Source organism: Streptomyces sp. NPDC053427 (assembly GCF_044544985.1).
GTDB lineage: Bacteria > Actinomycetota > Actinomycetes > Streptomycetales > Streptomycetaceae > Streptomyces.
The window spans coordinates 339,917-365,172 of sequence record NZ_JBITYA010000010.1 but is presented as its reverse complement, the minus strand read 5'-3'; the positions used below and the strand labels follow the sequence as shown (position 1 = coordinate 365,172).

Sequence of the window (25,256 nt, the reverse complement as noted above, 5' to 3'; positions counted from 1 at the left end):
GTCAGTAACACTGTCCCCCAGCTACCGCTGGGAGGTGTCGCCACGATGCGACGGACGACGACAGTTGCCTCCGCCTCGGCGGCCATGGTGTGCCTGGGCGTCCTGCTCACCGGCTGCGGAAGCGCGGCCCACAAAAGCTATGTCGCGGTGGGCGCGGCAGGCCCCGCCGACGGCCGGGCCCCGACGAAGGCCGTACCGCCCGACGACGGCGTCGAGTTGACCCCCATGGACGGCGGCCGGAACGGCCGGCAGACCGGTCACGGCGGAACCGCTCCGGATGCTTCCCGCGGCCACCCCTCGCCGGCCTCCCCTTCCGGGACGGGCACCGGCGGCACCGCCCCCGCAGACCCCACCGGGCCCGTGGGCGGCGACACCCCCTCCGCCAACTCCCCTGCATCCCCGGGCTCTTCCCCGCCCGCCGGCTCCCCCGGAGGCGGCAGTGCAGGCGGCACGGGCGCCTCGGGCGGCACCGGCACGTCGGGCGGCACGGGCACGGGAGGCGGCACCGGAGGCGGCAGCACCACCCCCGCCCCCTCCCCCACCATCCCCGCCGGCCCCGGCGCCCCCGCCGGCCTCCTGATCGGCAGGCCCGACCTCGCCGACACCGACGTCCGCTGGTGCGAAAAGGTCAGCCTCGACTTCCTCAACACCGGCAAGCACGCGGTCACCGACGGCACCGTCACCTTCGGCACGCACGTCATCGGCTCCCTCGGCATCGACTGGGCCACCCTCGACTCCACCCACAAGCTCCCCCTGCCGCTCGCCCCGGACCGGAAGAGGACCGGCACCTGGCGGGTGTGCGTGGACGCCTGGCGGGTGCCGCTGGGGATGCATATCGACACCAAGGACGTCACGTTCCACTGGAAGTGACGGCGCCGCCGCCCGGCACGGCCCGACGGTCCCTGCACTGCCACACTCCACGGCATGAAGACGGACACCGTCACCCTGGACGCCATCGACCGCGGCCTGGTGCATGCCCTGCAGATCGACGGCCGGACCCCGCACCGCCGGATCGGCGAGGCGCTCGGCGTCTCCGAGAACACCGTCGCCCGGCGCTACCGGCGGCTGCGGACCGCCGGCGTCCTGCGCGTCGTCGGCTCCCTCAACGGCGCCCGGCTCGGCCACCACGCCTGGACCATCCGGCTGCAGTGCACGCCGGATGCGGCGGTGCCCCTCGCCAAGGCGCTCGCCGCCCGCGCCGACACCTCGTACGTCCATCTGCTCTCCGGCGGTACGGAGATCTCCTGCAGCGCGCAGACGCCCACCGCCGACGAGAGCGAGGCCCTGCTGCTGCACAAGCTGCCCCGTACCGCCCGCATCACCGCCGTCTCCGCCCACCTCCTGCTCGCGCACCATGCGCTGCCCAACAACTGGGCCGGGCCCGCGCAACTGACCGCCGATCAGATCGCACTGCTCGCGCCCCCGCCTCCCGACGCCACCGACGAAGCCACCGACGTCGCGCTCGGCCCGGCCGACCGCCCCCTCTTCGCGCTCCTGTCGCAGGACGGCCGGGCGAGCCACGCCGAGCTCGCCGCGGCCACCGGCCGGTCCGAATCGACCGTGCGCCGACGCCTGGCCGCGCTGCGCCGGGCCGGAGTCCTCACCTTCCTCGTCGACATCCCGCCCGCCGCACTCGGCTTCCGCACCGAGGCGCGCCTGTGGATGTCCGTACGGCCGTCCCGGCTCACCGCCGTGGCCGCCGCGCTGGCCGAGCACCCCGAGGCCTCCCTGGTCGCGCTGACGACCGGCCCGACCAACCTCCTCGCGGCGGTGAACTGCCGTGACTCCCTGGACCTTTCGCGGTATCTGACCGAGCGGATCGGCTCCCTGGACGCCGTCCGCGCCCTCGAGACGGCCCCGGTGATCCGCACCGTGAAACGGGCCGGCGCCCTGCTTCCGCCGGACCGCTGAGCGCCTGCGCAGCCCGCGGAGATTTCCTCCCGATGGCCGATGAGTTCCGCCCGCCGCGCCGGTCAGTACTGCTACAGGCAACCGCCGACCCGGCCGACTCGACCCCAGGAGGACCCATGCCCCGCATCACGCCCAACCTCTGGTTCGACACCCAGAGCCAGGAGGCCGCCGAGTTCTACGTCTCGGTGTTCCCGAACTCGAAGATCAAGAACGTCTCCTACTACACCGAGGCCGGACCGCGCCCGGCCGGCACCGTCCTGACCGTCGACTTCGTCCTCGACGGCAACGAGTTCACCGCGATCAACGGCGGCCCCGAGTTCACCTTCGACGAGGCGATCTCGTTCCTGATCCCCTGTGCCGACCAGGAGGAGATCGACTACTACTGGAAGAAGCTCTCCGAAGGCGGCGAGGAGGGCCCGTGCGGCTGGCTGAAGGACAAGTACGGCGTGTCCTGGCAGGTCGCCCCCGCCGCGATGGGCGAGATGATCAACGACCCGGACCGGGGCCGCGTCGCCCGTGCCATGCGGGCCATGTTCGGCATGAAGAAGATCGATATCGCGGCGCTCCAGGCGGCGGCCGATCAGGAGTAGCGGGACGCCCAGGGGCCCGGACCCCTCGCGTCCGGGCCCGAAGGCCGTCGGCCGGCCCTTCGGCGGTGCCGGGCGGCCTACGACCGGCTGCGGTTCCGCCCCGCGCGCGTCGGCCGTGGGGCGGAGCCGCGCCGCCCGCCCACCTCGCGCAGCGCCTGGGTGGCCGCCTCGACGGCCTCCGGGGAGGCGTCCGCGAAGACCGCCTCGTGGGCGTCCGCGTTGGCCCGGACGGCGCGTTCGGCCAGGGCCACCCCCTCCGCCGTCAGCGTGATCATGGTGCTGCGGCCGTCGTCCGGCGAGGGCTCGCGGCGGACGAGGCCTCGGTCGGCGAGGTGGTTGACGACGTTGCTGGTGCCGCCGGAGGACAGGAGCAGGGAGCGGGCCAGTTCGTTGGGCTTCATGCGGTACGGGGCGCCGGCCCGGCGGAGGGCGACCAGGATGTCGAACTCGGCGACGGTCAGGCCGAGTTCGGGCAGCACGCGGCGGGTGGCCTGGTCGAGGGCGGTCGCGAAATGGGCGATGCGCTTGCCGAGTTCCGTGGCGGGGCGCAGCACCTCGGGCAGCTCGGTGCGCCAGGCGCTCATCAGCGCGTCGACGGGGTCGGGTCCAGCGGTCACCCCGGAAGGATAGTTCGCGGCGCGCGCCCGCCCCTCCGGTGATAGCTTTTCAAAAAGCTTTCTTCCGAATTGATCGGTGTAGAGGGAGACTTGCCATGGGGGTTCACCACTGCTCGCCGCGCCTGCTGCTGCGCGGCGGGCTGGTCGTCGACACCGATCCGCAGCCGTCCGTCCGTCCGCGCACCGATGTGCTGGTGGAGGGCGGGCGGATCGCCGCCGTCGGGCGCGCACTGGCGGCCAGGGACGCCACGCAGGTGATCGATGCCCGGGAGATGATCGTGCTGCCGGGCTTCGTCGACACCCACCGGCACCTGTGGCAGACGCTCCTGCGCTCCGCCGCCGTCGACGAGAGCCTCGACGGGTACCTCAGCCGGATCCTGGACCGCCACGCCCGCCGCTTCACCCCCGCCGACGTCCACACCGGGAATCTGCTGGGCGCCCTGGAGTGCCTGGACGCGGGAGTCACCACCGTGCAGGACTTCTCCCCCGTCCAGTACACGCCCGAGCACAGCGCGGCCGCCGTCCTGGCGCTGCGTACGGCGGGCATCCGGGCCGTCTTCGGCTACGGGTATCCCGTGTTCGGCTGTCCCGACTTCGGCGACGGCGCGCGGCGGGCCGACCGGGTGCGGCAGGCGCGCGCCGAGCACTTCCCCTCCCGGGACGGCCTGGTCACCATGGCGCTCGCGCCCTCGGGGCCGTCGTTCGCGCCGATCGCGACGGCCCGCGAGGACTGGCTGCTGGCGCGCGAGCTGGATCTGCGGATCGCCGTCCCTGTGCACGCCGGTCCGGTGGCCCGGCGTCCGATCGCCGCGCTGCAGGCGGCGGGGCTGCTCGGCGCCGACACCCTGTACGTCCACGGCAATTCGCTCGCCGACTCCGAGCTGCGGCTGATCGCCGACTCCGGGGGTGCGATGGCGATCACGCCGGCCATCGAGACCTCGATGCGGTTCGGCGCACCGATGGCGGGACGGCTGCGCCGGGCGGGCATCACCACCGGGCTCGGCGCGGACGCGGTCACCTCGGCGCCGTGCGACATGTTCTCGCAGATGCGGGCGGCGCTGATGAGCAGTCACTTCGACGCGGGCGGCGCGGACGATGCCGCGATCACGGTGGCCGACGCGCTGCGGATGGCCACCATGGGCGGCGCCGCGGCGCTCGGCCTCGACCACGAGGTCGGCTCGCTGGGCATCGGCAAGCGCGCCGACCTCCTGCTGCTGCGCGCCGACGCCCTCAATCTCGCCCCCGTCGTCCATGATCCGGTCGGCGCCGTGGTGCTGGCCGCGCACCCGGGCAACATCGACACGGTCCTGGTCGAGGGGCGGCCGGTGAAGCGCGGCGGGCGGCTCACGCACCAGGGCCTGGGCGGCGTCCTCACTCAGGCACGGCGGATCGCGGAGCGGTTGACGCAGGAGGAGCGGGCGAGGGAGGCGGCGTGAGGGGGCGGGCGCCGCCCGCGGCCCCCACGATCGCGGCCCGCTGTCGGGCGACAGCGGGCCGGAGGTCCTGGGCGGGCGGAAGATCGAGCGGGCCGGGAAGGACCCTTGCGGGTCGGCCGTACGGTCCGGCCCGGGAACCGTACGGGCGCCGGCGGACGGCGCGGTGTAACGGAGGGACTACTTCAGCGCCAGCCAGGCCGCGCCGGCCACCACCACGAGCGCGACGATCACGCCCACGATGAGGCCCACCCGCGCCCCGCCGCCGCCCTGCGGCGCCGCCGCGCGGCGGCCCTCGGGACCCTGAGGGGCGCCGCCCTCGTCCACGAAGGCGCGGAACATCTGGGTGCTGCCCGCCGGGTCGTAGTTACCGCCGGCCTGGTTCTGAGGGTTGGTCGCCATGGGGAAGGACCCTAGCGAACTGGGCGTCCAAGGGGCACCCCTGGGGCGCGTGCCCACATGACCTGCACTTTTGTGTGACCGGGCGGGACCGCCGACCTCGGCGCGGCCGAGACTTTTCGTTCGCTTTACCCCGGACGCCCGAAACAAGTTTGCCTTCAGCAACCAACATAATCTATGGTTGCCTCAAGCAACAAAGAACGTTGCGGAGCACGACACGAAGCGAAGACGTGAAGTGAAGATGCGTGGAGGAGCCCGTGGCAGCTCAGAGTCAGTACGAAGAGCTGGCCAGGCAACTCAGTGCCATCGGCGCCGTCAAGCGCGAAATGGGACGGATCCTGCCCCAGGACTGCCCGCCCGCATCGGCCGGCGTGCTCACCCTTCTCGACCGGCACGGCGAGATGCGGATGAGCCAGCTGGCCGAGCTGCTCGCGATCGACATGTCGGTGACCAGCCGGCACGTCGCCCATGTCGCTGAGCGCGGCTGGATCGAGCGCAAGCCCGACCCGGCGGACAAGCGGTCGCGGCTGCTGCGCCTGACCCCGAGCGGCACCGAGCTCCTCGCAGAACTCTCCGCGCGTTACACCGAGACCCTCGCCCGGTATCTGGACGACTGGACCGACACCGACGTCGGGCACCTCATCGAGCTGCTCGCCAGGCTGCGTACAAGCTTCGGCGACTGCCGTACCCGGGCGCACCACGACTCCCTCACCCGTACACCCGCAGGATGAAAAGAAAGCAAAGGAACTACATGGCTACGACCTCACCAGCTGGTGTGCGGGGCGGCCACGCCAAACACGGAGGCGGGCACGGCGCCGCCGACGGCGCCCCGATGACTCACCGTCAGATCATGGAGGCGCTGTCCGGGCTGCTGCTCGGCATGTTCGTCGCCATCCTGTCGTCGACGATCGTGTCCAACGCGCTGCCCGAGATCATCCATGACCTCGACGGCGGACAGAGTGCCTACACCTGGGTCGTCACCGCCGCGCTGCTGTCGATGACGGCGAGCACGCCCCTGTGGGGCAAGCTCTCCGACCTGTTCAGCAAGAAGCTGCTGGTGCAGTTCGCGCTGATCATCTACGTCGCGGGCTCGGTCGTCGCCGGCCTCTCGCAGAACACCGGCATGCTGATCGCCTGCCGCGTGGTGCAGGGCATAGGCGTGGGCGGTCTGTCCGCCCTGGCCCAGATCGTGATGGCCGCGATGATCTCGCCGCGCGAGCGCGGCCGGTACAGCGGCTACCTCGGCGCGGTCTTCGCCGTCGCCACCGTCGGCGGCCCGCTGCTCGGCGGCGTCATCACCGACACCAGCTGGCTGGGCTGGCGCTGGTGCTTCTACGTCGGCGTCCCGTTCGCGGTCATCGCGCTGATCGTGCTGCAGAAGACCCTGAAGCTGCCCGTCGTCAAGCGCGAGGGCGTCAAGGTCGACTGGGCGGGCGCGTTCTTCATCAGCGCGGCGGTCTCGCTGCTGCTGGTGTGGGTCACGCTGGCCGGTGACAAGTACGACTGGGCGTCGTGGCAGACCGCCGCGATGGTCGGCGGCGCGGTGGTGCTCGGCGCGCTCTTCATCCTCGTCGAGTCCAAGGCCAAGGAGCCGATCATCCCGTTGCGGCTGTTCCGCAACAAGACGATCACCCTCGCCTCGCTGGCCTCGCTGTTCGTCGGTATCGCGATGTTCTCCGGCACCGTCTTCTTCAGCCAGTACTTCCAGCTGGCGCGCGGCAAGTCGCCGACGATGTCCGGCGTCATGACGATCCCGATGATCGGTGGCCTGTTCATCTCGTCCACCCTCTCGGGCCAGATCATCACCAAGACCGGCCGCTGGAAGGCCTGGCTGGTCTCCGGTGGCGTGCTGGTGACCGCGGGCCTGGGTCTGCTGGGCACCATCCGCTACGACACCGAGTACTGGCACATCGCGATCTTCATGGCCCTGATGGGCCTGGGCATCGGCATGATGATGCAGAACCTGGTCCTGGCCACGCAGAACCAGGTCGCCCCTCAGGACCTCGGTTCCGCCTCGTCCGTCGTGACCTTCTTCCGCTCCCTCGGTGGTGCGGTGGGCGTCTCGGCCCTCGGTGCGGTACTCGCCAATCGCGTCACCCACTACGTCAAGGACGGCCTCGCCGAACTCGGCCCCAAGGCCGCCAAGGCCGCCGCCCACGGCGCCGGCAACAGCGGCGGCGGCATCCCGGACCTGGACGCCCTCCCGGCTCCGCTGCGCACCGTCATGGAGAGCGCCTACGGCCACGGTGTCGGCGATGTGTTCCTGTACGCGGCGCCCTGCGCGCTGCTCGCCTTCCTGTTCACCCTGTTCATCAAGGAGGTCGCGTTGAAGACACGTGGCGGACTGTCCCAGAGCGCGGCGAGCGAGGAGGCCCCGGCCACCCCGTCGGACGCCACCGTCCCGGCCCAGGCCGCGGCCGCGGCCGCGGCGCCGATCGAGGAGCGCGAGCCCGCCCTGGTGGGTGCCCCGCTCACCTCGGACGACGACGCGCACACCCCCTCCTGGGCGCAGCCGGCCGTGGCGGCGGCCGCCCAGCCGCTGGCCGCGTACGCCTCCGCCGGTGACGGCACCCCGCCCGGCCCCGCGGTCCACGGCTTCGTCCGCAACGCGGAGGGCAACCCCGTACCCCGCTCGGCCGTCACGCTGATCTCGCTCAGCGGCCGCCAGCTGGGCCGCGCGGTCGCCCAGGCCAACGGCTCGTACGTGCTGAACGCCCCCGGCGCCGGCTCGTACGTCCTGATAGCCGCGGCCGACGGCCACCAGCCGCAGGCCTCCACGGTCGTCATCGGCGACCAGCCCCACGGCTACGACATCCTGCTCAGCGGCACCAGCGGCCTCGGCGGCCAGGTCCGCAGCGCGGTCACCGGACAGCCGGTCGACGCCGCCATGGTCGTCGTCACCGACGTCCGCGGCGAGGTGCTGGCCACCGGAAAGACCAACGCCGAGGGCCACTTCGCCTTCGACGAGCTGGCGCCGGGCACCTTCACCGTCGCCGTGAACGCCGCCAACTACCGCCCGGCCGCGCTGCCGGTCGAGGTCGGCGGCCAGGGCACGACCCGTATCGAGGTCGAGCTGCTGTCCGGCGCACGGGTCCAGGGCGTCGTACGGGCGGGTGCCCAGCGCACCCCGCTGCCCGACGCCCGCGTCACACTGGTGGACGCGGCCGGCAACGTCGTGGCCACCTCGACCACCGGGGAGGACGGCGCCTACGCCTTCACCGACCTGGACGCCGGCGACTACACGGTCATCGCGAGCGGCTACCCGCCGGTCGCCACGGGCCTTGCGGTCGACGCACGCGGGGTCGACGGCTACGACGTCGCGCTCGCCCACCCGGGCGAGTAACCCCTTCCTCAATACCCCGGTCCGGGGCGCGCTTTGAGCGGAGACGCGCCCCGGACCGGACCCCAGGGCTCCGGCGGCGGCGTTGCGCACAGGCAGGGGACGGCCTGCACGCCGCCGTCCGGAGCCCGACACAGGCACCAGGCAAGAAACGGGAGAGGCAATGACTTCGAGCGGCGCGGGAGCTGCCGGACTGCGGGCGCAGGTCCGCACACGGGACGGCTGGGCGGTCCAGCACGCCGTCATGACCGTCACCGACATGACGGGCGCGCAGGTGCTGCGCGCCTCCGCCGACGAGGAAGGCGCCGTCCGCAGCGGACAGCCGCTGCCGGCCGGCCCGTACACGGTCATCGTGACGGCCGTCGGCTACGCCCCGGTCGCCTCCAGCGCGATCGTCACGGCGAGCGGCCGGATGGACGTCGGCACGGTCGTCCTGGCCCGCCAGGGCGGGGCCGAGCTGCCGCCGCCCGGCGCCTGGACCATCGACCCGATGCACTCGACGGTGGCCGCGGTCGCCCAGCACCTGGGCATCTCCAGCGTGCACGGCCGGTTCACCGAGTTCAGCGGCCGGATCGAGATCGCCGAGGACTTGGAGAAGTCGCTGGTCGAGGCGTCCATCAAGGCCGCCTCCATCGACACCGGCAACGGCATGCGCGACGGGCATCTGCGCTCCGAGGACTTTCTGAACGTGGAAGAGTTCCCCGAGCTGACCTACCGCAGCAGCGGCCTGTCGGCGGCCGGCCCCGACCGCTGGACGGTCCACGGCGAACTCTCCCTCCACGGCGTCGTACGCCCCGTGGACCTCGACCTGAGCTACCTCGGCACCGGCCCCGACCCGTGGGGCGGCGTCCGCGCCGCCTTCCGCGCCACCGCCGAACTGCGCCGCGAGGACTTCAAGATGAACTACAACCAGGTCGTCGCGGCCGGCATCGCGGCGATCGGGACGACGCTGAAGGTCGAGCTGGACATCCAGGCGGTGCAGGGGGAGAACCTGCCGATGGGCTGAGCGGTGGAGCGACGCGCCGGCCGCGGCGGCGGATCCGGGGCGGGACGCCGCCGGGAACCGAGCCGCTGCGGCCCTCGGTCCGCCTCCGCGCCGTCAGCGTCTCGCTCCCCCCGTCAGCCCGTCTCCCCCGTCAGCTCGTACTCCTCCTCCAGCAGGTCGAAGACGTTCTCCCACAGGACGGATGCGACGTCCGGGTCGAGTTCCTCGATCGCCTGCCGGAAGAGTTCGAGGGCCTCCGGCCCCTCCGGTCCCGCGAGCGGCTGGGCGAACTTGGTGGCCAGTCCCAGCGCCCCCGCCAGGGCCGGCAGGGACGAATGCACCTCTCCGCCGTAGCCTGCGGCGTGGTCCCAGCCGTTCGGGTCGTAGAGGTCGATCCGTCCCGCCACGCCGTCCAGCATCAGCGCGAACCCTTCGTACTCACCGAACCTGAAGGCGTACTTCGTCGGCGGGGAGTCGTCGTCGGGCCTCCGTCGCCCGAACAGCTCGTCCGGGTCCTCCGCCCACGGTCCGTCCTCGTCCTTGAGCTCGCAGGAGTCGAACGCGAAGACCTCCAGGAACCACTCGATCCGGACCGCCGGGAAACCGACCGTGGTCAGGAACTTCCTGGTCTCCTCGTGCTCCAGTCGCTCCGGCAGCTCCGACTCCTCGGGCCGCCAGAGCGAACCCACCCCGAAACAGGACTCCAGCCACTGCGCCGTCGGGTTCGCGGCCGCGGCGATCCACTCGTCGACGTTCATTCTTCCCCCTGATCCACGCCGATCCACGTTGATGCACGCCGATCCGCACCGCTCCTCGCGGCTTCGCCAAAGCTACAACGGGCCACCGACAGCCGGCCGTCGCCTATCACGCAACGGGCGCTTTCCGCCCCCGATTTCGGTCCAGATCGAATAGATGGTGCGACCCCGGCGACTCGGGCAAACTGCCTGTCGCGACGGGGGGTACGGCCGCCCGCACCGCATCCGCGGCAGCGGGTCCGTACGACGCGTCGTGCACCACGACCACGAAAACAGGGGGACCACCATGCGCAAGATCACCAAGGCCGCCGCGGCGCTCGCCTTCGCGGCCGCCGCCCTGACCGCCACCGCCACCGGCGCCAACGCCGCCCAGGCGGCCGGCACCGTCCACGGCTGCCCGTCCGGGGCCTTCTGCATCTACCCGCAGAACGCCGGATGGAACAACGACCGCCCGTCGAACACCTACTACAGCTACGGGGCCCACAACCTGTCCAACCAGGTCGGGAACCACATGATCTTCAACAACCAGACCGGCGGCGCGTGGGTACGCACCTGCACCGGCTACAACGGCACGGGCGACTGCCAGGGCTGGATGGCCGCCGGCCAGTCCTTCGTCAAGGACCTGACGCCGATCAACTCGGTGCTCCTCATCAGGCAGTAATCGTTCGGGGCAGACGCATTCAGCCGGGCCGGGCCTCCTCGCGGGGCCCGGCCCGAGTTGCCGCCGCGGGCGGTCCGTCCGCCCGCGCGGCTTGACCCTCCCGCAACAGGAGGCCCTACGGTCCCAGGACATGAAGATCGTTGTTCATGACACGGCGTCCGCGATGTCCGACCTCCTGCAGCGCCCGCTGGAGGAGCGGCCCGACGCCCTACGGGAGATCTACCGCCCGCTGCAAACCGCCATGTCCGCCGTGACCGGGGCTGCCGATCTGGACGCGGTCCAGATGCACCAGCAGATGGGCAGTGGCTTCCGGATCGACCGCGAGGACCCGCGCTATCCGACGGCCCTGGGGCGGATGCGGGACGCGGGGGTGTGGGAGCGGATCGAGGACCGCCTCGCCGCGGCGTGGGAGCGGCTGAGCGGTGCGATGCCCCCCGGAACCAAGAGCGCCGAGACCGTGCATGTCATCCTCACGCTCGGCAACCCCGATGACCACCACCTCACAGTGCGCAGTGGCGGCTACTTCGGCCTGGGCGGTTTCCCCGGGGCGATCCATCTGGTGATGTGGCCCAACGAGACCAGCCTGGCGAAGATCGACCATGCCGCCGCGCACGAGCTCCACCACAACGTGCGCTACGCCAATGTCGTCTGGGACCCCGGGACGGTCACGGTCGGCGAGCAGGTCGTGGCCGAGGGGCTGGCCGAGGCGTTCGTACGGGAACTGGCCGGCGAGCGGGCCATGGGGCCCTGGGCGACGACGCTCTCCGGCGCGGAACTGGACGAGGCCCACGCGAAGATCACGGCCGGGATCGACGTGGCCGGAATGCAGAACCTGACCGCGTACGTGCACGGCGATGCCACGGCTCAGCTCTTGGGGCAGCGGCCCGTCGGGCTGCCGGACTTCGCCGGATACGCGGCCGGCCTGCGGATCGTGGACGCCCACCTGGCGGCCTCCGGGCTGACCGCCGCCCAGAGCGTCGCGCTGCCGGCCCGCGACATCCTCACGAGCGCGGGCGTGCCGACCCGCGCATGACGCACCCGCGGACCGCGCAGCGACGTCGGCGCCCGGCGAGGTGAGCGACACTGGGCCGATGACGAGTGAGGCGCGCGAACCGGAGCCGACCCGCGCCGGGGAGGGCGCCGAACCGGACGGCCCCGACGGCCTCACCGTCGGCCGGACGGCCGCGCTCGTGGGCGTCAGTGTGAAGGCGTTGCACCACTGGGACGCGATCGGCCTCGTGCGTCCCGGCGGGCGCACCACGGCCGGGTACCGGGTGTACTCGGGCGAGGACGTCGCCCGGATCCACCGGGTCCTGGTCTACCGGGAGCTCGGGCTTCCGCTCGCCGAGATCGGCCGGATCCTCGACGACCCGCACACCGACGCGCGCGACCACCTGCGCCGGCAGCGGTCACAGCTCGTGGAGCGCATCTCCCGCCTGGAGACGATGCTCCGCGCCGTCGATCGCATGATGGCGGCCGCGCAGCCCGGGATGCGGCTGACTCCGCAGGAGCAGGTCGACATCTTCGGCGACGACTGGCAGCCCGCCTGGGTCGAGGAGGCCGAGAACCGCTGGGGCGACACCGCGCAGTGGGCCCAGTACGCCGAGCGGGCCGCCGGGATGACCCCCGAGGACTGGAAGCGGGTCGCGGCCACGACGGAGGCGCTGAACGCCGACCTCGCCGCGGCGCAGCGCGCCGGCGTCGCACCCGGCTCCGACGCAGCGAACGCCCTCGCCGAGCGGCACCGCGCGCTGCTCTCGACGTACTTCGACTGCACCCATGCGATGCAGGCCTGCCTGGGGCGGACGTACGTCAGCGATCCCGGGTACACCGAGTACTTCGACGCCGTCGCGCCGGGCCTCACCGTCTGGCTGCGCGACGTGCTCTTCGCGAACGCCGAGGCCCACGGCGTCGACCCGGAGTCCGCGAGGTGGGAGTGAGCCCGCTCGGTGGGCGCTACGGCCCCGCCGGGCCGGCGCCCCGCTCCCGCATCGCCTCGATCCCCGCGACCTGCAGATCCAGCGCGAACGTGAAGTCGCGGTCGAGCATCTCCAGCGCGCTCCCGCCCTCCTGGACGCTCGTGGTGCGCAGGGACAGCTCCATCATTTCGGCGAACTCCGGGCGCTCCGAGATCGCGGCGACGACCTGCTCGAAGTAGTCGTCGAGGCTCAGGCCCGCGGCGCGGCAACGGGCTTCGTGGAGGCCGCGGATGGTGGAGAAGCCGTAGACGAACTGGAAGACGGAGGCCAGCGCGCCGGAGGTTTCCACCGGGCTCAGGCCGCTGCGGTGCATGATCCGCAAACTGGCGTTGGCGAAGGCCGTCGCCTGCGGGCCGACGTTGATGAACTCGCCCAGGAGCCGGGCCGCCCAGGGGTGGCGCAGCAGCATGTCGCGGTAGCCGGTGGCCAGGAGGCGCAGCTGGTCGCGCCAGTCGGCGGCGGCATCGGACTCGTCGGGCAGGGGCATCTCGCCGGCCACCGCGTCGATGGCCAGCTCCAGCAGATCGTCCTTGGTGTCGACGTACCAGTAGACGGACATCGCGGTGACGCCGAGTTCGGCGGCGAGCCGGCGCATGGAGAACTTCGCCAGACCCTCGGCGTCCAGCAGCCGGACCGTCGCCGCGACGATCTTGTCGAGGTCCAGCCCAGCCGGCTGGTCCGCCTTCCGCTTGAGCGGGGGGCGTTCGGTCAGCCAGACGCTTTTCGGCCGCTTCCCGGCGCGGCCTTCCGTCGCTGCCATGGCGCCCCTCCCTGCTTGTCGCGCACGCGCGCGTGCCCACCATCGATCGCTTGCACCAACGATCACCTGTACCGCCGATGCTATTCCGCCGCGGCGGCGAGCGGTTCCGGGACGGACGGCTCCGCACCCTCCTTGCCGGTGCGTTCGGCGCGGCGCAGCAGCAGCGCGGCGAGCAGCCCGCCGACGAACACCGCGGCCGCGCCGACCAGCTGGCCGGTGCCGATACCGTCGGCGAACGCGTCCTGGACGGCGGTGCGTTCGGCGTCCGTACGGGTCCGGGCGAGGGCCGCGGGCAGCGACCCGGCGCCCGCGGCGACCACCGGCAGCAGCGCCGCGAAGCGGGAGTTGAGGACCGCTCCGAGGACCGCGACGCCCAGGCCCTGCCCGAATTCCATCAGGGTGCCGTTGACGCCGGCACCGACTCCGGCCTTGGCGGGCGGGATCGCGGACATGATGGCGTTGGCCATGGTCGGCATGGCGAGCGCGACGCCGACACCCATCACGATCAGGCCGGTCAGCATACCGCCGTAGCTGTCGGCGCCCAGGAGGGAGAGGGCGGCGAGGCCGGCCGCGAGCAGCGTCATCCCGGTGACGATCATTCCGGGGGTGCCGAGCCTGCGTATCAGGCGGGCGCCCAGTCCGGTGAAATTGACCAGGATGACGGTGACGGCGAGCGGCGCCATCCGCAGCCCCGCCTCCAACGGGCCGTAGCCGAGCACCAGTTGGAGGTGCTGGGTGAGCAGGAAGATCGAGCCGCCCATGCCGAAGGCGACGAGGATGCCGCCGGAGACGGCGCCGATGAAGCGGCGGTTGCGGAAGAAGTGCATGTCCAGCATGGGGTACGGGATGTGCAGCTCCCAGAGCGCGAAGGCGGCCAGCCCGGCGACGCCGACGGCGGCGGAGAGCAGGACCTGGGCCGAGAGCCAGCCGCTCACCGGGCCGGTGATGATCGCGTAGACCACGCCGACCATGCCGATCATGGACAGCAGCGCGCCGAGGAGGTCCGGCCGGTCGCCGCTGGGGCTCTTGGATTCGGGGACCAGGCTCACCACGGCCACCAGCGCGATCAGCGCGACGGGGATGTTGACCAGGAACAGCGAGCCCCACCAGAAGTGGTCGAGGAGGGTGCCGCCGATCAGCGGGCCGGCGGCGAAGCTGAGGGAGTTGACCGAGCTCCAGATGCCGATGGCCTTGGGGCGCTCGGCGTCGTCGAAGATCTGCATGACGACGGCGAGGGTGGTGGTCATCAGGAGCGCACCGCCGACGCCCATGGCGGCGCGGGCGGCGATCAGCTGCGCGGGCGACTGGGACAGGGTGGCGCCGAGCGAGGCGATGCCGAACAGCCCCAGGCCGACGGCGAGCATCTTCTTGCGGCCGTAGCGGTCGGCGGCGTTGCCGGCGGTGAGCAGCAGGCCGGACTGGACGAGCGAATAGGCGCTGATCGTCCACTGGACGTCGGCGGTGGTCGCGCCCAGCTCCTCGGTGAGCGAGGGGATGGCGACGTTCAGCACGGTGTTGTCGAGGACGACGGTGAGCTGGGCGAGGCAGATGACCGCGAGGATCAGCCAGCGGGTGGCATTTCTGCCGGGCGACTGGAGCGCGGTGGCATCGGAGGCCACGGTGGGCATACGGGCTCCCTGTACGGTGCGAGCGGAGAGATCTACACCGTACAGGGATTCTTATACGCCGTACATTCGATTTGTCTCCGCCAGGGCCGGCCCGGCTCGGCCCGGCGTCAGCTCTTCTCGGTGAGGTCGTAGAAGGTGGCGCCGCCGACGGTGACCTTCTTGAAGGTCTTCTCGACCCAGGAGGTGATCTTCGACGAGCCTCCCTTGCCGCCGCCGGGGCCGCCGCGGCCCCCGAAGCCGCCTCCGCCGCCGCCGATGAAGTAGTGGATCCGTCCGTCCGCGACGTACTTCTTGAACTGGGCGAGGGTCGGCGACGGGTCGCTGCCGTTGAAGCCGCCGATGGCCATCACCGGCTTCCGGGTGGCGAGTTGGTAGCTCGCGGCGTTCTGGGAGCCGATGGCCGCGGCGGCCCAGGTGTAGTCGTCCGCATGGCTCGCGAGCAGCGCCTTGGCCTCGGCGCTCACCTTGGCGCCGTCGAGCAGGCCGCCCATGCCGCCCATCCGGCCGCCCTTGCGACCGCCCATCGCCCCGGCTGCGGCCTTGCCGGTGCCGGGGAAGGCCTGCCGGCGACCCTGCGGCTGCCCGCCGGGGGCCCGGCCCTGCGGTCCGGCTTGGGGTCCACCCTGAGGCCCGCCCTGAGGCCCGCCCGGGGCGTTGCCGCCGCGCCACAGGCCGGCGTAGCGCATCCCGCCCGGGAACCGGCCACCCGGCCCGCCGAAGGAACCCCGGACCTGCGGCCCGGCCGTGATGATCGAGCCGCCCTTGGCGGTGTCGACCGTGTCGAGGACGTAGGCGAACGGGCCGGCCAGCGCGGTCACCAGGGCGAGCCCGGCCGCGAGCGCGGCGAGGCGCGCACGAGAGGACGGAGGAGCGGGCACGGCCGCCGCCCGGCTCCGCAGCGCCAGCAGCAGACCCAGCGCCGCCAGCAGTCCGAGCACCAGCACCGTCCAGCGCAGCCACGGCAGCCAGTTCGGCGAGCGGCTCAGCAGGACGTACGACCAGACGGCGGTCACCGCGGCCGTTCCGGCGAGGACGAGGGCAGCGAGCGTGCCGCCGCGCCGCCACAGCAGCACGGTCCCCATGCCGACCAGCGCCGCGACATAGGGCGCCAGCGCGATGTTGTAGTACTGGTGGAAGATGCCGGACATGAAGCTGAAGGTCACGAAGGTCATCAGCAGCGCGCCGCCCCAGACCAGGAACTCCGACCGCTGAGCGGCCTGTTCGACGGCGACCGCACGGCGGGCCCGCCACAGCACGCACACGGCCGCGACCAGCAGGATCAGCGCGGCGGGCAGCAGCCAGGAGATCTGGCCGCCCATATCGGCCGTGAACAGCCGGGTGATCCCGGTCTCGCCCCAGCCGCCACCGCCGCCGCCCCGGTTGCCACCGCCGCCGACGCTGCCGGTCTCGTTCCCGCTGATCCGCCCGAAGCCGTTGTAGCCGAACGTCAGCTCCAGAAAGCTGTTGTGCTGCGAGCCGCCGATGTACGGCCGCGAGGACGCCGGCCACAGCTCGACGAGCGCCACCCACCAGCCGCCGGACACCACCATCGCCAGCCCGCCGAGCAGCAGCTGTCCGAACCGGCGGCGCAGTGCGACCGGCGCACAGCACGCGTAGACCACGGCCAACGCCGGCAGGATCAACCAGGCCTGGAGGGTCTTGGTCAAAAAGCCCAGCCCGAAGCAGAGCCCGGCCCACAGCAGCCACTTCGTCCGGCCGTCCTCTAGGGCGCGCAGCACCGCCGCGACGGCGCACACCATCAGCAGACACAGCAGCGCATCGGGATTGTTGAAGCGGAACATCAGCGCCGCGACCGGCGTCAGCGCCAGCGCCCCGCCCGCCAGCAGCCCCGCCGCCGCACCGAACCGCCGCCGTACGGCCCCGTGGAGCACCCCGACCGTCGCGACGCCCATCAGCACCTCCGGCACCAGGATCGACCAGGAGCCGAGCCCGAAGAGCCGTACGGACAGCGCCATCGGCCACAGCGCGGCCGGAGGCTTGTCGACGGTGATGGAGTTGGCCGCGTCGGAGGAGCCGAAGAAGAACGCCTTCCAGCTCTCGCTGCCGGCCTGTACGGCGGCGGAGTAGAACTGGTTGGCATAGCCGTTGGCGCTCAGGTTCCAGAGGTAGAGCACGGCGGTGGCCAGCAGGAGCGCGAGCAGGGCGGGGCGCGCCCAGCGGGGGTCCCGCGGCTCGGCGGGGGCCCCGGGGGCGGCGACCGACGCCAGCGCGCGCTCCTGTGCGGTGAGCGGTGGCGGCTGGGCGGCCGTGGCCTCCGTGTCGGCGGGCTGGTGCGAGGTCATCGAGCGCTCCTGGTCAGGTCGTCGTGGCCGGTGTGGCCGGGGTGATCGGTACTGCCGGTGTGGCCGGGGTGGTGGACGTGGTGGGCGTGGCCGGTGCCGGCGGCCGGCCACGTTTCCTGGCAGCCGCACCGCCCCTCTCGCTCCCGGTCGGGGAACACCCACGCCCGGAAGAGCAGGAACCGCAGCACGGTCGCCGCGAGGTTGGCGGCCACCAGGACCGCGAGTTCCGTGCCGTGCGAGGGATGTCCGGTGGCGCTGTCGAGGGCGGCGAGGGCGCCGCTGGTCAGGGCCAGCCCGATGGCGAACACCACCAGCCCCTGGGCCTGGTGGCGCACCGCCCGGTCCCGGCCCCGGACGCCGAAGGTGAGCCGCCGGTTGGCGGCCGTATTGCCGAGGGCGGACACCAACAGGGCGGCGGCATTGGACAGTTGGGGCCCGACGCCGAGCCGGAAGAGGGAGTAGAGGCCCAGGTAGAGGAGGGTGCTGAGCGCCCCGACCACGCAGAAGCCGACCAGCTGACGGGCCAGCCCGCCCGGCACGCCGTTCAGCTCGCGATCGCGCGGATCGTCGCCGAAGGGCCGCGCGAGCCGGTCCAGCGGCAGCCGGCCGGTGGCCAGCGCCCACCCCACCCGCCACACGCCCTTGAGGTCATCGGTCGCCGTACGGACGAGGTGCACGGTGCTGTCGGGGTCGTCGACCCAGTCCACCGGAACCTCGTGGATCCGCAGCCCGGCCCGCTCCGCGAGCACCAGCATCTCGGTGTCGAAGAACCAGCCGGTGTCCTCCACCATCGGCAGCAGCCGCTCGGCGACATCGCCCCGTACGGCCTTGAACCCGCACTGCGCGTCGGAGAACCGCGCGGCCAGCGAGCCGCGCAGGATGAGGTTGTAGGTACGCGAGAGGAACTCCCGCTTCGGCCCGCGCACCACGCGCGCGCTGCGGCTGAGCCGCGAGCCGATCGCCAGATCGGAGTGACCGGAGATCAGCGGCGCGACCAGCGGCAACAGGGCATTGAGATCCGTGGACAGATCGACGTCCATATAGGCCAGCACCGGCGCCTCGGACAGCGTCCACACGGTGCGCAGCGCCCGGCCGCGTCCCTTCTGTTCCAGCCGTACGGCGGTGACCTCGTCGAGCGCGTCGTCGAGCCGGGCGGCGACCTCGGGGGTGCGGTCGGTGCTCGCGTTGTCGGCGATGGTGATCCGGAAGCCGTAGGGGAAGGTGCGGGCGAGGTGCTCGCGCAGCCGCCGGACGCAGGGTTCGAGGTCGGTCTCCTCGTTGTAGACGGGGATCACGACGTCGAGGACCGTCTCGGTCTGGCCGAGGCGCAGATGCTCGCGTGGCGGCAGGGCGCCCAACGGGGGGCGGGCCGGCTGTGTCGTCGTCATGCCGACGACACTCGCCAACCGCGCTGTCACAGGGGTGTGGTGAGGCTGTGTCCGGGCTGTGCGTCGGGCTCCGACGGCTTCCTCGGGGGCACGGCCGGGAGGCCGACCGTGAACACCGTGCGGCCGGGGGCGCTCTCCACCGTCACCGTGCCGCCGTGCGCGCCCACCACCGCCTGCACGATGGCCAGGCCCAGCCCCGTGCTCCCGGCGGCCCGGGACCGCGACGCATCCCCGCGCGCGAACCGTTCGAAGACATGCGGAAGGAGGTCGGGCGGGATCCCCGGCCCGTCGTCCTGCACCTCCAGCCGGACGGCGGACGCCGTCCCGGTGTCGGACGCTCCGGTGGCGGCCGCCGCCCGGTCCCCGCCCTCCTCCGGGCCCCGCACCCGGGCCGTCACCGTCGTCCCCTCGGGCGTGTGCGTACGGGCATTGGCCAGCAGATTGACCAGGATCTGCTGGAGTCGGCCGCCGTCGCCGTGCACCAGGACCGGGTCCTCGGGCAGTTCCAGCCGCCACCGGTGACCGGGCCCGGCCGCCCGCGCATCGCTGACCGCATCCACGACCAACGCCGAGAGATCGGTGCTCTCGTACGAGAGCGGGCGTCCGGAATCGAGCCGGGCGAGCAGCAGCAGGTCCTCCACCAGCCCCGTCATCCGCTCCGCCTCGGATTCGATCCGCCCCAGGGCATGCCGGGTCTCCGGCCCCGGCCGCTCCCGCCCGCGCCGGGTCAGCTCGGCATAGCCCCGTATCGAAGCCAGCGGCGTCCGCAGCTCATGGCTGGCATCGGCGACGAAGCGGCGCACCCGGGTCTCGCTCTCCTGCCGCGCCGACAGCGCCGAGGCGACATGCCCCAGCATCCGGTTGAGCGCCGCGCCGACCTGCCCCACCTCCGTACGGGCGTCCGCCTCGGCCGCCGGCACCCGCACATGCAGCGCCACCTCGCCCTGGTGGAGGGGGAGTTCGGAGACCCGGGTGGCGGTGGCCGCGACCCGGCGCAGCGGCCGCAGCGCCACCCCGACCATGACGGCGCCCGCGATCCCGGCCGCGACCAGCCCGGCGACCGTCACCCACGCCTCGACGCCGATGAGCTTGGCGACCGTGCCGTCGACCTCGCGGAGCGGCATGCCGAGCACGATCGTGCCGTCCGTGGAGGAGCGCACCCGGTAGTCGCCGAGGCCGGGTATGTCGACCGTGTGCGGTGCCCCGTCCCGCGGCACGCCGGCCAGCGTCGCCGCCTGCGCGCCGCTCAGCCCGTCCTGCCGCTCGGACGGCCGCCGGCTGGTGGAGTTGTTGCTCTTCGCCGCGTCCTGGATCACCCCGTCGGGCCCGAAGCGCGCGCCCACCGTGCCCAGCGGCGTCCCGCCCAGCACCACGAAGTCGAGATCCGGTCCGTCCCCCGGACCGTGCCGGTGCGGCAACTGGGCGCGCACCAGGCCCTCGCCCACCTGCGCGTCCAACTGGCCCTGCAGATACGACTGCAGGGCGATGGAGGTGACCGTCCCGATGACGGCTCCGACGACGGCGATCAGCGCGACCGCCGACACCACGAGCCGGGTCCGCAGCGTCCACCGACGCCGGGACGGCGGCGGGGAACCCGGCCGGGACGGGGACGGGGAACTCCTCGGCGGCACAGACGCGGAACTCATCCGTCCACTACCCGCCCGGCTTGATCAGATACCCCGCACCGCGGCGGGTGTGGATCATCGGCGCCCGCCCGGCATCGATCTTTCGGCGGAGATAGGAGATGTACAGCTCGACGACGTTCGCCTGGCCGCCGAAGTCGTAACTCCACACCCGGTCCAGGATCTGCGTCTTGCTCAGCACCCGCCGCGGATTGCGCATCAGATAGCGCAGCAGCTCGAACTCGGTGGCCGTCAGATGGATCTCCTCGCCGTCCCGCCACACCTCATGGCTGTCCTCGTCGAGCAGGAGATCGCCCACCGCCAGCAGCGACTCGCTCCGCGCGGCGGCGGCACCGGCCCGCCGCAGCAGCCCGCGCAGCCTGGCCACGACCTCCTCCAGGCTGAACGGCTTGGTGACGTAGTCGTCGCCGCCCGCCGTCAGCCCGGCGATACGGTCCTCGACCGCGTCCTTGGCGGTCAGGAACAGCACCGGAACGTCCGGCAGCTCCCGCCGCAGCCGCCCCAGCACCGTCAGGCCGTCCATGTCCGGCAGCATCACATCGAGCAGCACCGCATCCGGCCGCCAGCTCCGCGCACACCGCAGCGCACCCGCCCCGTCCCGTTCGGTCCGGATCTCCCAGCCCTCGTAGCGCAGCGCCAGCGACAGCAGCTCCGCCAGCGACGCCTCGTCGTCCACCACCAGCACCCGCACCGGGCTCCCGTCGGCCCGCAGCAGCTCGGGCCGTTTGGCGGGCCCGCGCGCCGCACCACTCCCGGCGGACGGGCGTGCGGAGCCCCGGCGCGCGGGGCCCGCGATGGAGGGCCCGGCTGAGGGCGACGCTGAGGACGACGAAGTCACGGTCATGGCCGTGAGCATGACCCCCGCCCGTTAAAGCTCCCTTTCGGGTTTCTGTGAATCTCCTAAGAATCAGGGAGGGCCACTTCCCCCGTCCCCTCCCGCGGCACCCGCCCCGTACTCCTGCCCCCGTAGTCCTGCCCCCGTGTGCGACCGGCCTGGGCCGCCCCCCGCGCGGTCCAGTCCGATCACCACTCCCTCAGCATCGCACCCACCACTGACAATCGCCCTCACCAGCACGAACGCCCCCGCGGCCGCTCCTCGTACGGGCCCCGCGCACCGCCCCGCACACCCCGGTCCCTCGCCTTGCCCCCGACGTCAACCCGTAGCCTCACCGCATGCGACTCCTCGCGCTCTCCGGCAGCCTCCGCGCCCGCTCCTCCACCGGCGCCGTCCTGCGCTCCGCCCTCGACCTCCACCAAGGCCCCGCCACCACCGCGGACATCGGAGCCCTGCCGCACTTCAACCCGGACCTCGACGGCGAGGACGCCACACCCCCGCCGCCCGTCGCCGCCCTGCGTACGGCCGCCGCGGCCGCGGACGCGATCCTCGTCGTCAGCCCCGAGTACGCGCACGGCGTCCCCGGCGTGCTCAAGAACGCCCTCGACTGGCTGGTCAGCAGCGGCGAATGCGTCGACAAGCCGGTCGCGGTGATCACCGCCTCGCCCTTCCCGACCGGCGGCGACCACGCCAACGCCCAGCTCCGCGAGACCCTGCGGATGATGTCCGCCGAGGTCGTCCCGGCGGCCTGCCGCGAAATTCCCGCCATCGGCCCGAAGACCGACCCCGCGACGGAACGCGTCACGGACGAGGCGACCTTGGCAGACCTGCGCGCCGCCCTCTCTCACCTGACGACCGGTCCCGCGTCCGCGCCGGCCTAGGGGATCCCGCTCACACCCCGAACAGCCGCGCCCCGTTGCCGTAACAGACCCCTCGCAGCCATGCGTCCCCCAACTCCAGCCGCGCCAGCACCTCCAGGGCATGGGCGTACCCGTAGGGGATGTTCGGGAAGTCGCTGCCGAACAGCACCCGGTCGCCGAGGTCCGCGAGCCGGCCACGCTCCGCCCGCGGAAACGGCGCGGCCCGCTCCACGAAGTCGGTGAAGGCCATCGTCGTATCGAGGTGCACACCCGGATAGCGCTCCGCCAGATCCAGGAAGTCCGTGTACTCCGGCATTCCCAAGTGGGCCACTATCAGCCGGAGTCGAGGATGCCGGGCGAGCACGCGCGCGATGGGCTCGGGTCCGGTGTGCTTGGCCGGCACCGGCCCCGACCCGCAGTGGACGACGACCGGCACCCGGGCCTCGGCAAGGGCACCCCACACCGCATCGAGCGCCTCATCGGCCGGGTCGTACCCGCCCACCTGCACATGCGCCTTGAAGATCCGTGCGCCACCCGCGAGTTCGCCCCGGACGTAGTCCGCCGCCCCGTCCTCCGGGAAGAACGTCGCGGTCCGCAGGCAGTCGGGCGTACGGGCCGCGAATTCCGCCGCCCAGCCGTTCAGCCACCGGGCCATCCCGGGCTTGTGCGGATAGATCATCGAGGTGAACGCCCGCACCCCGAACTCCCGCAGCACCGCCAGCCGCTCGTCCTCCTCGTACCGGTACGCGATCGGCCACGGCCGCCCCACCAACGGCCCGGCGGCGTCGAAGTACGCCCAGACCTTCGCCATCACCCGCTCGGGCATGAAGTGCGTATGCACATCGACCAGCCCCGGCAGCCCCAGCCCCCGCCAGAACTCACCGACCCGCGCATCCCCCTCCGCCTCACCCGCCGCCGCCACCGCATCCACCACGTCCGTCCCTCCCTCTCCCGCCCCACGAAAGCTCTCCACCTGCACCCCACACAGCCGGCCCCAGGCCTACCAGAGCGCTCCCCCGTCAGAACAGCCCCTCCTGGCCGCCGCCCTCGTCGCCACGAACACGCCGGCCGCCCTCCCGCTCCCGTACCGGCACCGTCGTCACCGACCCCGAAGCCGCCCCCAGCACCCACCCCGACAGAACCCGCAGATCCAGCACCGCGGTCCCCTCCTGCTCCCCACCACCCCGCAGCCGCAGATACACATCCGCCCCCACCCCCGCCACCACTTCCCCGACGATCTCCGCCCCCGCCGCCGGCGCACCCAGCTCCGCGACCTCCGCCGGGATACGGTCCAGCCCGAACAGCTCCGTATGGTCATGGCACGCGAACCCGACCGGCTCCAACGTCTCCGGCCAGCCCGGCAACCCGCATGCCGCGCCATGGAGTCGGGCGAGCTCGGCGATCCGGTCCCCCACCGGGGGCAACGCCCCCCGCGCCGCCCGCTTCGCCGCCTTCCCGAACCGGTCCGGCACCGCCAGCGCGCTGCCCAGCAACGCCTCCGCCCGCCGCGCCGCCATCAGCGGCCCGCGCCCCAGCCACGCATACGCCACCGCCCCCTGCTCCACCAGCCGCGCCGGTCCCCGCTCGGCGGCGGTGATCCCGACCTTGAGCAGCCCGGGACCGAAGTACGCCAGATAGACGCCGTACGGGCGCGGGTCATCGGCCATGGTGTCGGCCGCCACCGACCGCGACCGGTCCAGCTGGGCGCAGCTCGCGCACTGGTCCTTGGCACCCGCGCCGTCGAGCACCGCCGCATACGGGCACACCGTCCGCCGGCCGCCCCGCCGCACCCCCAGGCAACGCCGCTCGCCCCGCGCCGCGAACGCCAGCACCTTCCCGGCGGGCAGCGGGCTCACCCGCTCCTCGCCCCGCTCGGCGTCGTACCACCCGAGCCCCTGCGCGTACCGCCGCCCCGCGGCACCCCCCGCCGCGGTCCCTGACCAGCGCGGTCCCGTACATCGCCACACTCCGCCAGCGTACGACGGGGGTACGACAACGCCCCGGCTCCGCCCTCCCGAGCCCCCTCGACCGCAGGACATCCCAGGCATCACGGACCGCCTCGCACCACCTCAGGCGCTCCGCAGCTCCGGCCCCCGGAACGTGCTCCGATAGGCCCTCGGCGACACCCCCAACGCCGTCTGCAGATGCTGCCGCAGCGAAGCCGCCGTCCCGAAGCCGGCCTCGGCCGCGATCCGGTCCACGGACAGCTCCGTCTCCTCCAGCAACTGCCGCGCCCGTTCGATCCGTTGCTGCGTCAGCCACTGCACCGGCGACATCCCGACCTCCTCCCGGAACCGCCGGGTGAACGTCCGTACGCTCATCGCCTCCCGCGCCGCCAGCTCCCGCAGACTCAGCGGCCGGTCCAGATGCTCCAGCGCCCACGCCCGCGCCGCCCCGGTGGAGGACACCTGCGGCTCCGGCACCGGCCGCCGGATGTACTGCGCCTGCCCGCCCTCCCGGTGCGGCGGCACCACGGTCCGCCGGGCCACGTCATTGGCCACCGCCGCCCCGTGATCGCACCGCACCATGTGCAGACACAGATCGACCCCCGAGGCGACCCCGGCCGCCGTCAGCACGTCCCCCTCGTCCGTGTACAGCACATCCGCGTCCAGCTCCACGGCCGGGAACATCCGCCGGAAGTCCTCCACCGACCGCCAGTGCGTGGTCGCCCGCCGCCCGTCCAGCAGCCCCGCCGCGGCCAGCACGAACGCCCCCGTACAGATCGACGCGATCCGCGTCCCCGGCCGGATCCGCCGCAGCGCAGCCGCCATCGCCGGACTCAGCCGCCCCTCGCTCCGCTCCGTCTCCGGGCCGTAATCCACCCCCGAAGCCGGCACGACCACGGTGTCCGCCGTCTCCAGCGCCTCCACCCCGTGGTCCACATTCACCGTGAAGTCCGTATCCGTACGCACCTCCCCCGGCTCCAGCGCGCAGGTCACCAGCTCGTACAGCGGCTCCCCGTCCGCCGACCTGGCCTCCCCGAAGATCCGGTGCACGATGCCCACCTCGATCGGCAGCATCCCGTCCCGCACCAGCACCGCCACCCGATGCCGCCCCCGCCGGCCCCCGACGCCACCCACCACACCCACGCGCCCCTCGCTCATGACCTCACCACCACCCACGACCTCACCACGCCACCCATGGCCCGATCCTTGCACACTATGGCCAT

The 25,256-nt window shown here is 72.8% G+C and carries 23 protein-coding genes; 11 read left to right on the top strand and 12 right to left on the bottom strand.

From position 1 onward, the window contains the following. Window positions 1–45 precede the first annotated feature (45 nt). The 3 genes from ACIGWZ_RS28085 (at window position 46) to ACIGWZ_RS28075 (ending at window position 2,501) form a co-directional block, all read left to right on the top strand. The gene (locus ACIGWZ_RS28085; protein WP_400069342.1) at window positions 46–870 is read left to right on the top strand and encodes a hypothetical protein; all 825 of its coding nucleotides are present in this window, start codon (window positions 46–48) and stop codon (window positions 868–870) included. Between the two features lie 54 nt (window positions 871–924). Beyond that, window positions 925–1,911, top strand: coding sequence for an Lrp/AsnC family transcriptional regulator (locus ACIGWZ_RS28080; RefSeq protein WP_400069340.1), 987 nt, complete (start codon window positions 925–927; stop codon window positions 1,909–1,911). 116 nt (window positions 1,912–2,027) lie between these two features. Beyond that, a complete protein-coding gene (locus ACIGWZ_RS28075) occupies window positions 2,028–2,501 on the top strand; it encodes a VOC family protein (RefSeq protein WP_400069338.1) in 474 nt (157 codons plus the stop codon). Between the two features lie 77 nt (window positions 2,502–2,578). Here the strand turns inward: ACIGWZ_RS28075 and ACIGWZ_RS28070 are convergent, their stop codons facing one another. Continuing rightward, a complete protein-coding gene (locus ACIGWZ_RS28070; RefSeq protein WP_400069336.1) occupies window positions 2,579–3,118 on the bottom strand; it encodes a MarR family winged helix-turn-helix transcriptional regulator in 540 nt (179 codons plus the stop codon). A gap of 95 nt (window positions 3,119–3,213) precedes the next feature. Here ACIGWZ_RS28070 and ACIGWZ_RS28065 point away from each other — a divergent pair, with 95 nt between their 5' ends. After that, complete coding sequence (locus ACIGWZ_RS28065; RefSeq protein ID WP_400069334.1) at window positions 3,214–4,554, top strand: amidohydrolase family protein; 1,341 nt, start codon at window positions 3,214–3,216, stop codon at window positions 4,552–4,554. Between the two features lie 177 nt (window positions 4,555–4,731). Here the strand turns inward: ACIGWZ_RS28065 and ACIGWZ_RS28060 are convergent, their stop codons facing one another. Next, window positions 4,732–4,953, bottom strand: coding sequence for a hypothetical protein (locus tag ACIGWZ_RS28060; protein WP_400069332.1), 222 nt, complete (start codon window positions 4,951–4,953; stop codon window positions 4,732–4,734). Window positions 4,954–5,207: 254 nt separating this feature from the next. On the opposite strand from ACIGWZ_RS28060, the gene ACIGWZ_RS28055 reads away from it, so the two are divergent. From ACIGWZ_RS28055 to ACIGWZ_RS28045, 3 genes are all read left to right on the top strand, one after another. Next, entirely contained in the window at window positions 5,208–5,681 is a 474-nt protein-coding gene (locus ACIGWZ_RS28055) for a MarR family winged helix-turn-helix transcriptional regulator (protein WP_400069330.1), read from the top strand. Between the two features lie 20 nt (window positions 5,682–5,701). Further along, window positions 5,702–8,293 (top strand): MFS transporter, encoded by a 2,592-nt coding sequence (locus tag ACIGWZ_RS28050; RefSeq protein WP_400069328.1) that lies wholly within the window; start codon window positions 5,702–5,704, stop codon window positions 8,291–8,293. Between the two features lie 160 nt (window positions 8,294–8,453). Beyond that, the gene (locus ACIGWZ_RS28045; protein WP_400069326.1) at window positions 8,454–9,296 is read left to right on the top strand and encodes a YceI family protein; all 843 of its coding nucleotides are present in this window, start codon (window positions 8,454–8,456) and stop codon (window positions 9,294–9,296) included. 113 nt (window positions 9,297–9,409) lie between these two features. Here ACIGWZ_RS28045 and ACIGWZ_RS28040 read toward each other — a convergent pair whose 3' ends face one another. Next, window positions 9,410–10,033, bottom strand: a complete 624-nt coding sequence (locus ACIGWZ_RS28040; protein ID WP_400069324.1) for an SUKH-4 family immunity protein — start codon at window positions 10,031–10,033, stop codon at window positions 9,410–9,412. Window positions 10,034–10,316: 283 nt separating this feature from the next. Here ACIGWZ_RS28040 and ACIGWZ_RS28035 point away from each other — a divergent pair, with 283 nt between their 5' ends. The 3 genes from ACIGWZ_RS28035 (at window position 10,317) to ACIGWZ_RS28025 (ending at window position 12,631) form a co-directional block, all read left to right on the top strand. Continuing rightward, entirely contained in the window at window positions 10,317–10,691 is a 375-nt protein-coding gene (locus ACIGWZ_RS28035; RefSeq protein WP_400069322.1) for a hypothetical protein, read from the top strand. Between the two features lie 130 nt (window positions 10,692–10,821). Then, complete coding sequence (locus ACIGWZ_RS28030; protein ID WP_400069320.1) at window positions 10,822–11,724, top strand: DUF2268 domain-containing protein; 903 nt, start codon at window positions 10,822–10,824, stop codon at window positions 11,722–11,724. A 58-nt stretch (window positions 11,725–11,782) separates the two neighbouring features. Then, window positions 11,783–12,631 carry a MerR family transcriptional regulator gene (locus ACIGWZ_RS28025; protein ID WP_400069318.1) on the top strand — a complete coding sequence of 283 codons (849 nt, stop codon included), beginning with the start codon at window positions 11,783–11,785 and terminating at the stop codon, window positions 12,629–12,631. 16 nt (window positions 12,632–12,647) lie between these two features. On the opposite strand, the gene ACIGWZ_RS28020 is transcribed toward ACIGWZ_RS28025, so the two are convergent. The 6 genes from ACIGWZ_RS28020 to ACIGWZ_RS27995 all read right to left on the bottom strand — a co-directional run bounded on the left by ACIGWZ_RS28020 (window position 12,648) and on the right by ACIGWZ_RS27995 (window position 21,104). Then, complete coding sequence (locus ACIGWZ_RS28020; protein ID WP_400069316.1) at window positions 12,648–13,430, bottom strand: TetR/AcrR family transcriptional regulator; 783 nt, start codon at window positions 13,428–13,430, stop codon at window positions 12,648–12,650. Window positions 13,431–13,510: 80 nt separating this feature from the next. Next, window positions 13,511–15,058, bottom strand: coding sequence for an MFS transporter (locus tag ACIGWZ_RS28015; protein WP_400069314.1), 1,548 nt, complete (start codon window positions 15,056–15,058; stop codon window positions 13,511–13,513). Between the two features lie 107 nt (window positions 15,059–15,165). After that, window positions 15,166–17,361, bottom strand: a complete 2,196-nt coding sequence (locus tag ACIGWZ_RS28010) for an ArnT family glycosyltransferase (protein WP_400069311.1) — start codon at window positions 17,359–17,361, stop codon at window positions 15,166–15,168. After that, complete coding sequence (locus tag ACIGWZ_RS28005; RefSeq protein ID WP_400069309.1) at window positions 17,358–18,749, bottom strand: glycosyltransferase; 1,392 nt, start codon at window positions 18,747–18,749, stop codon at window positions 17,358–17,360. The genes ACIGWZ_RS28010 and ACIGWZ_RS28005 overlap by 4 nt, the downstream gene beginning before the upstream one ends. Before the next feature lie 26 nt (window positions 18,750–18,775). After that, complete coding sequence (locus ACIGWZ_RS28000) at window positions 18,776–20,296, bottom strand: sensor histidine kinase (RefSeq protein ID WP_400069307.1); 1,521 nt, start codon at window positions 20,294–20,296, stop codon at window positions 18,776–18,778. A gap of 106 nt (window positions 20,297–20,402) precedes the next feature. Continuing rightward, window positions 20,403–21,104, bottom strand: a complete 702-nt coding sequence (locus ACIGWZ_RS27995) for a response regulator transcription factor (protein WP_400069479.1) — start codon at window positions 21,102–21,104, stop codon at window positions 20,403–20,405. A 461-nt stretch (window positions 21,105–21,565) separates the two neighbouring features. On the opposite strand from ACIGWZ_RS27995, the gene ACIGWZ_RS27990 reads away from it, so the two are divergent. Continuing rightward, complete coding sequence (locus ACIGWZ_RS27990) at window positions 21,566–22,108, top strand: NADPH-dependent FMN reductase (RefSeq protein ID WP_400069306.1); 543 nt, start codon at window positions 21,566–21,568, stop codon at window positions 22,106–22,108. Between the two features lie 10 nt (window positions 22,109–22,118). On the opposite strand, the gene ACIGWZ_RS27985 is transcribed toward ACIGWZ_RS27990, so the two are convergent. From ACIGWZ_RS27985 to ACIGWZ_RS27975, 3 genes are all read right to left on the bottom strand, one after another. Continuing rightward, entirely contained in the window at window positions 22,119–23,018 is a 900-nt protein-coding gene (locus tag ACIGWZ_RS27985) for an amidohydrolase family protein (protein WP_400069477.1), read from the bottom strand. Between the two features lie 88 nt (window positions 23,019–23,106). Further along, window positions 23,107–23,943: a DUF2797 domain-containing protein gene (locus tag ACIGWZ_RS27980; protein WP_400069304.1), complete on the bottom strand. Its 837-nt coding sequence runs from the start codon at window positions 23,941–23,943 to the stop codon at window positions 23,107–23,109. 213 nt (window positions 23,944–24,156) lie between these two features. Beyond that, window positions 24,157–25,191 carry a GlxA family transcriptional regulator gene (locus tag ACIGWZ_RS27975; protein ID WP_400069301.1) on the bottom strand — a complete coding sequence of 345 codons (1,035 nt, stop codon included), beginning with the start codon at window positions 25,189–25,191 and terminating at the stop codon, window positions 24,157–24,159. Between the last annotated feature and the right edge of the window lie 65 nt (window positions 25,192–25,256).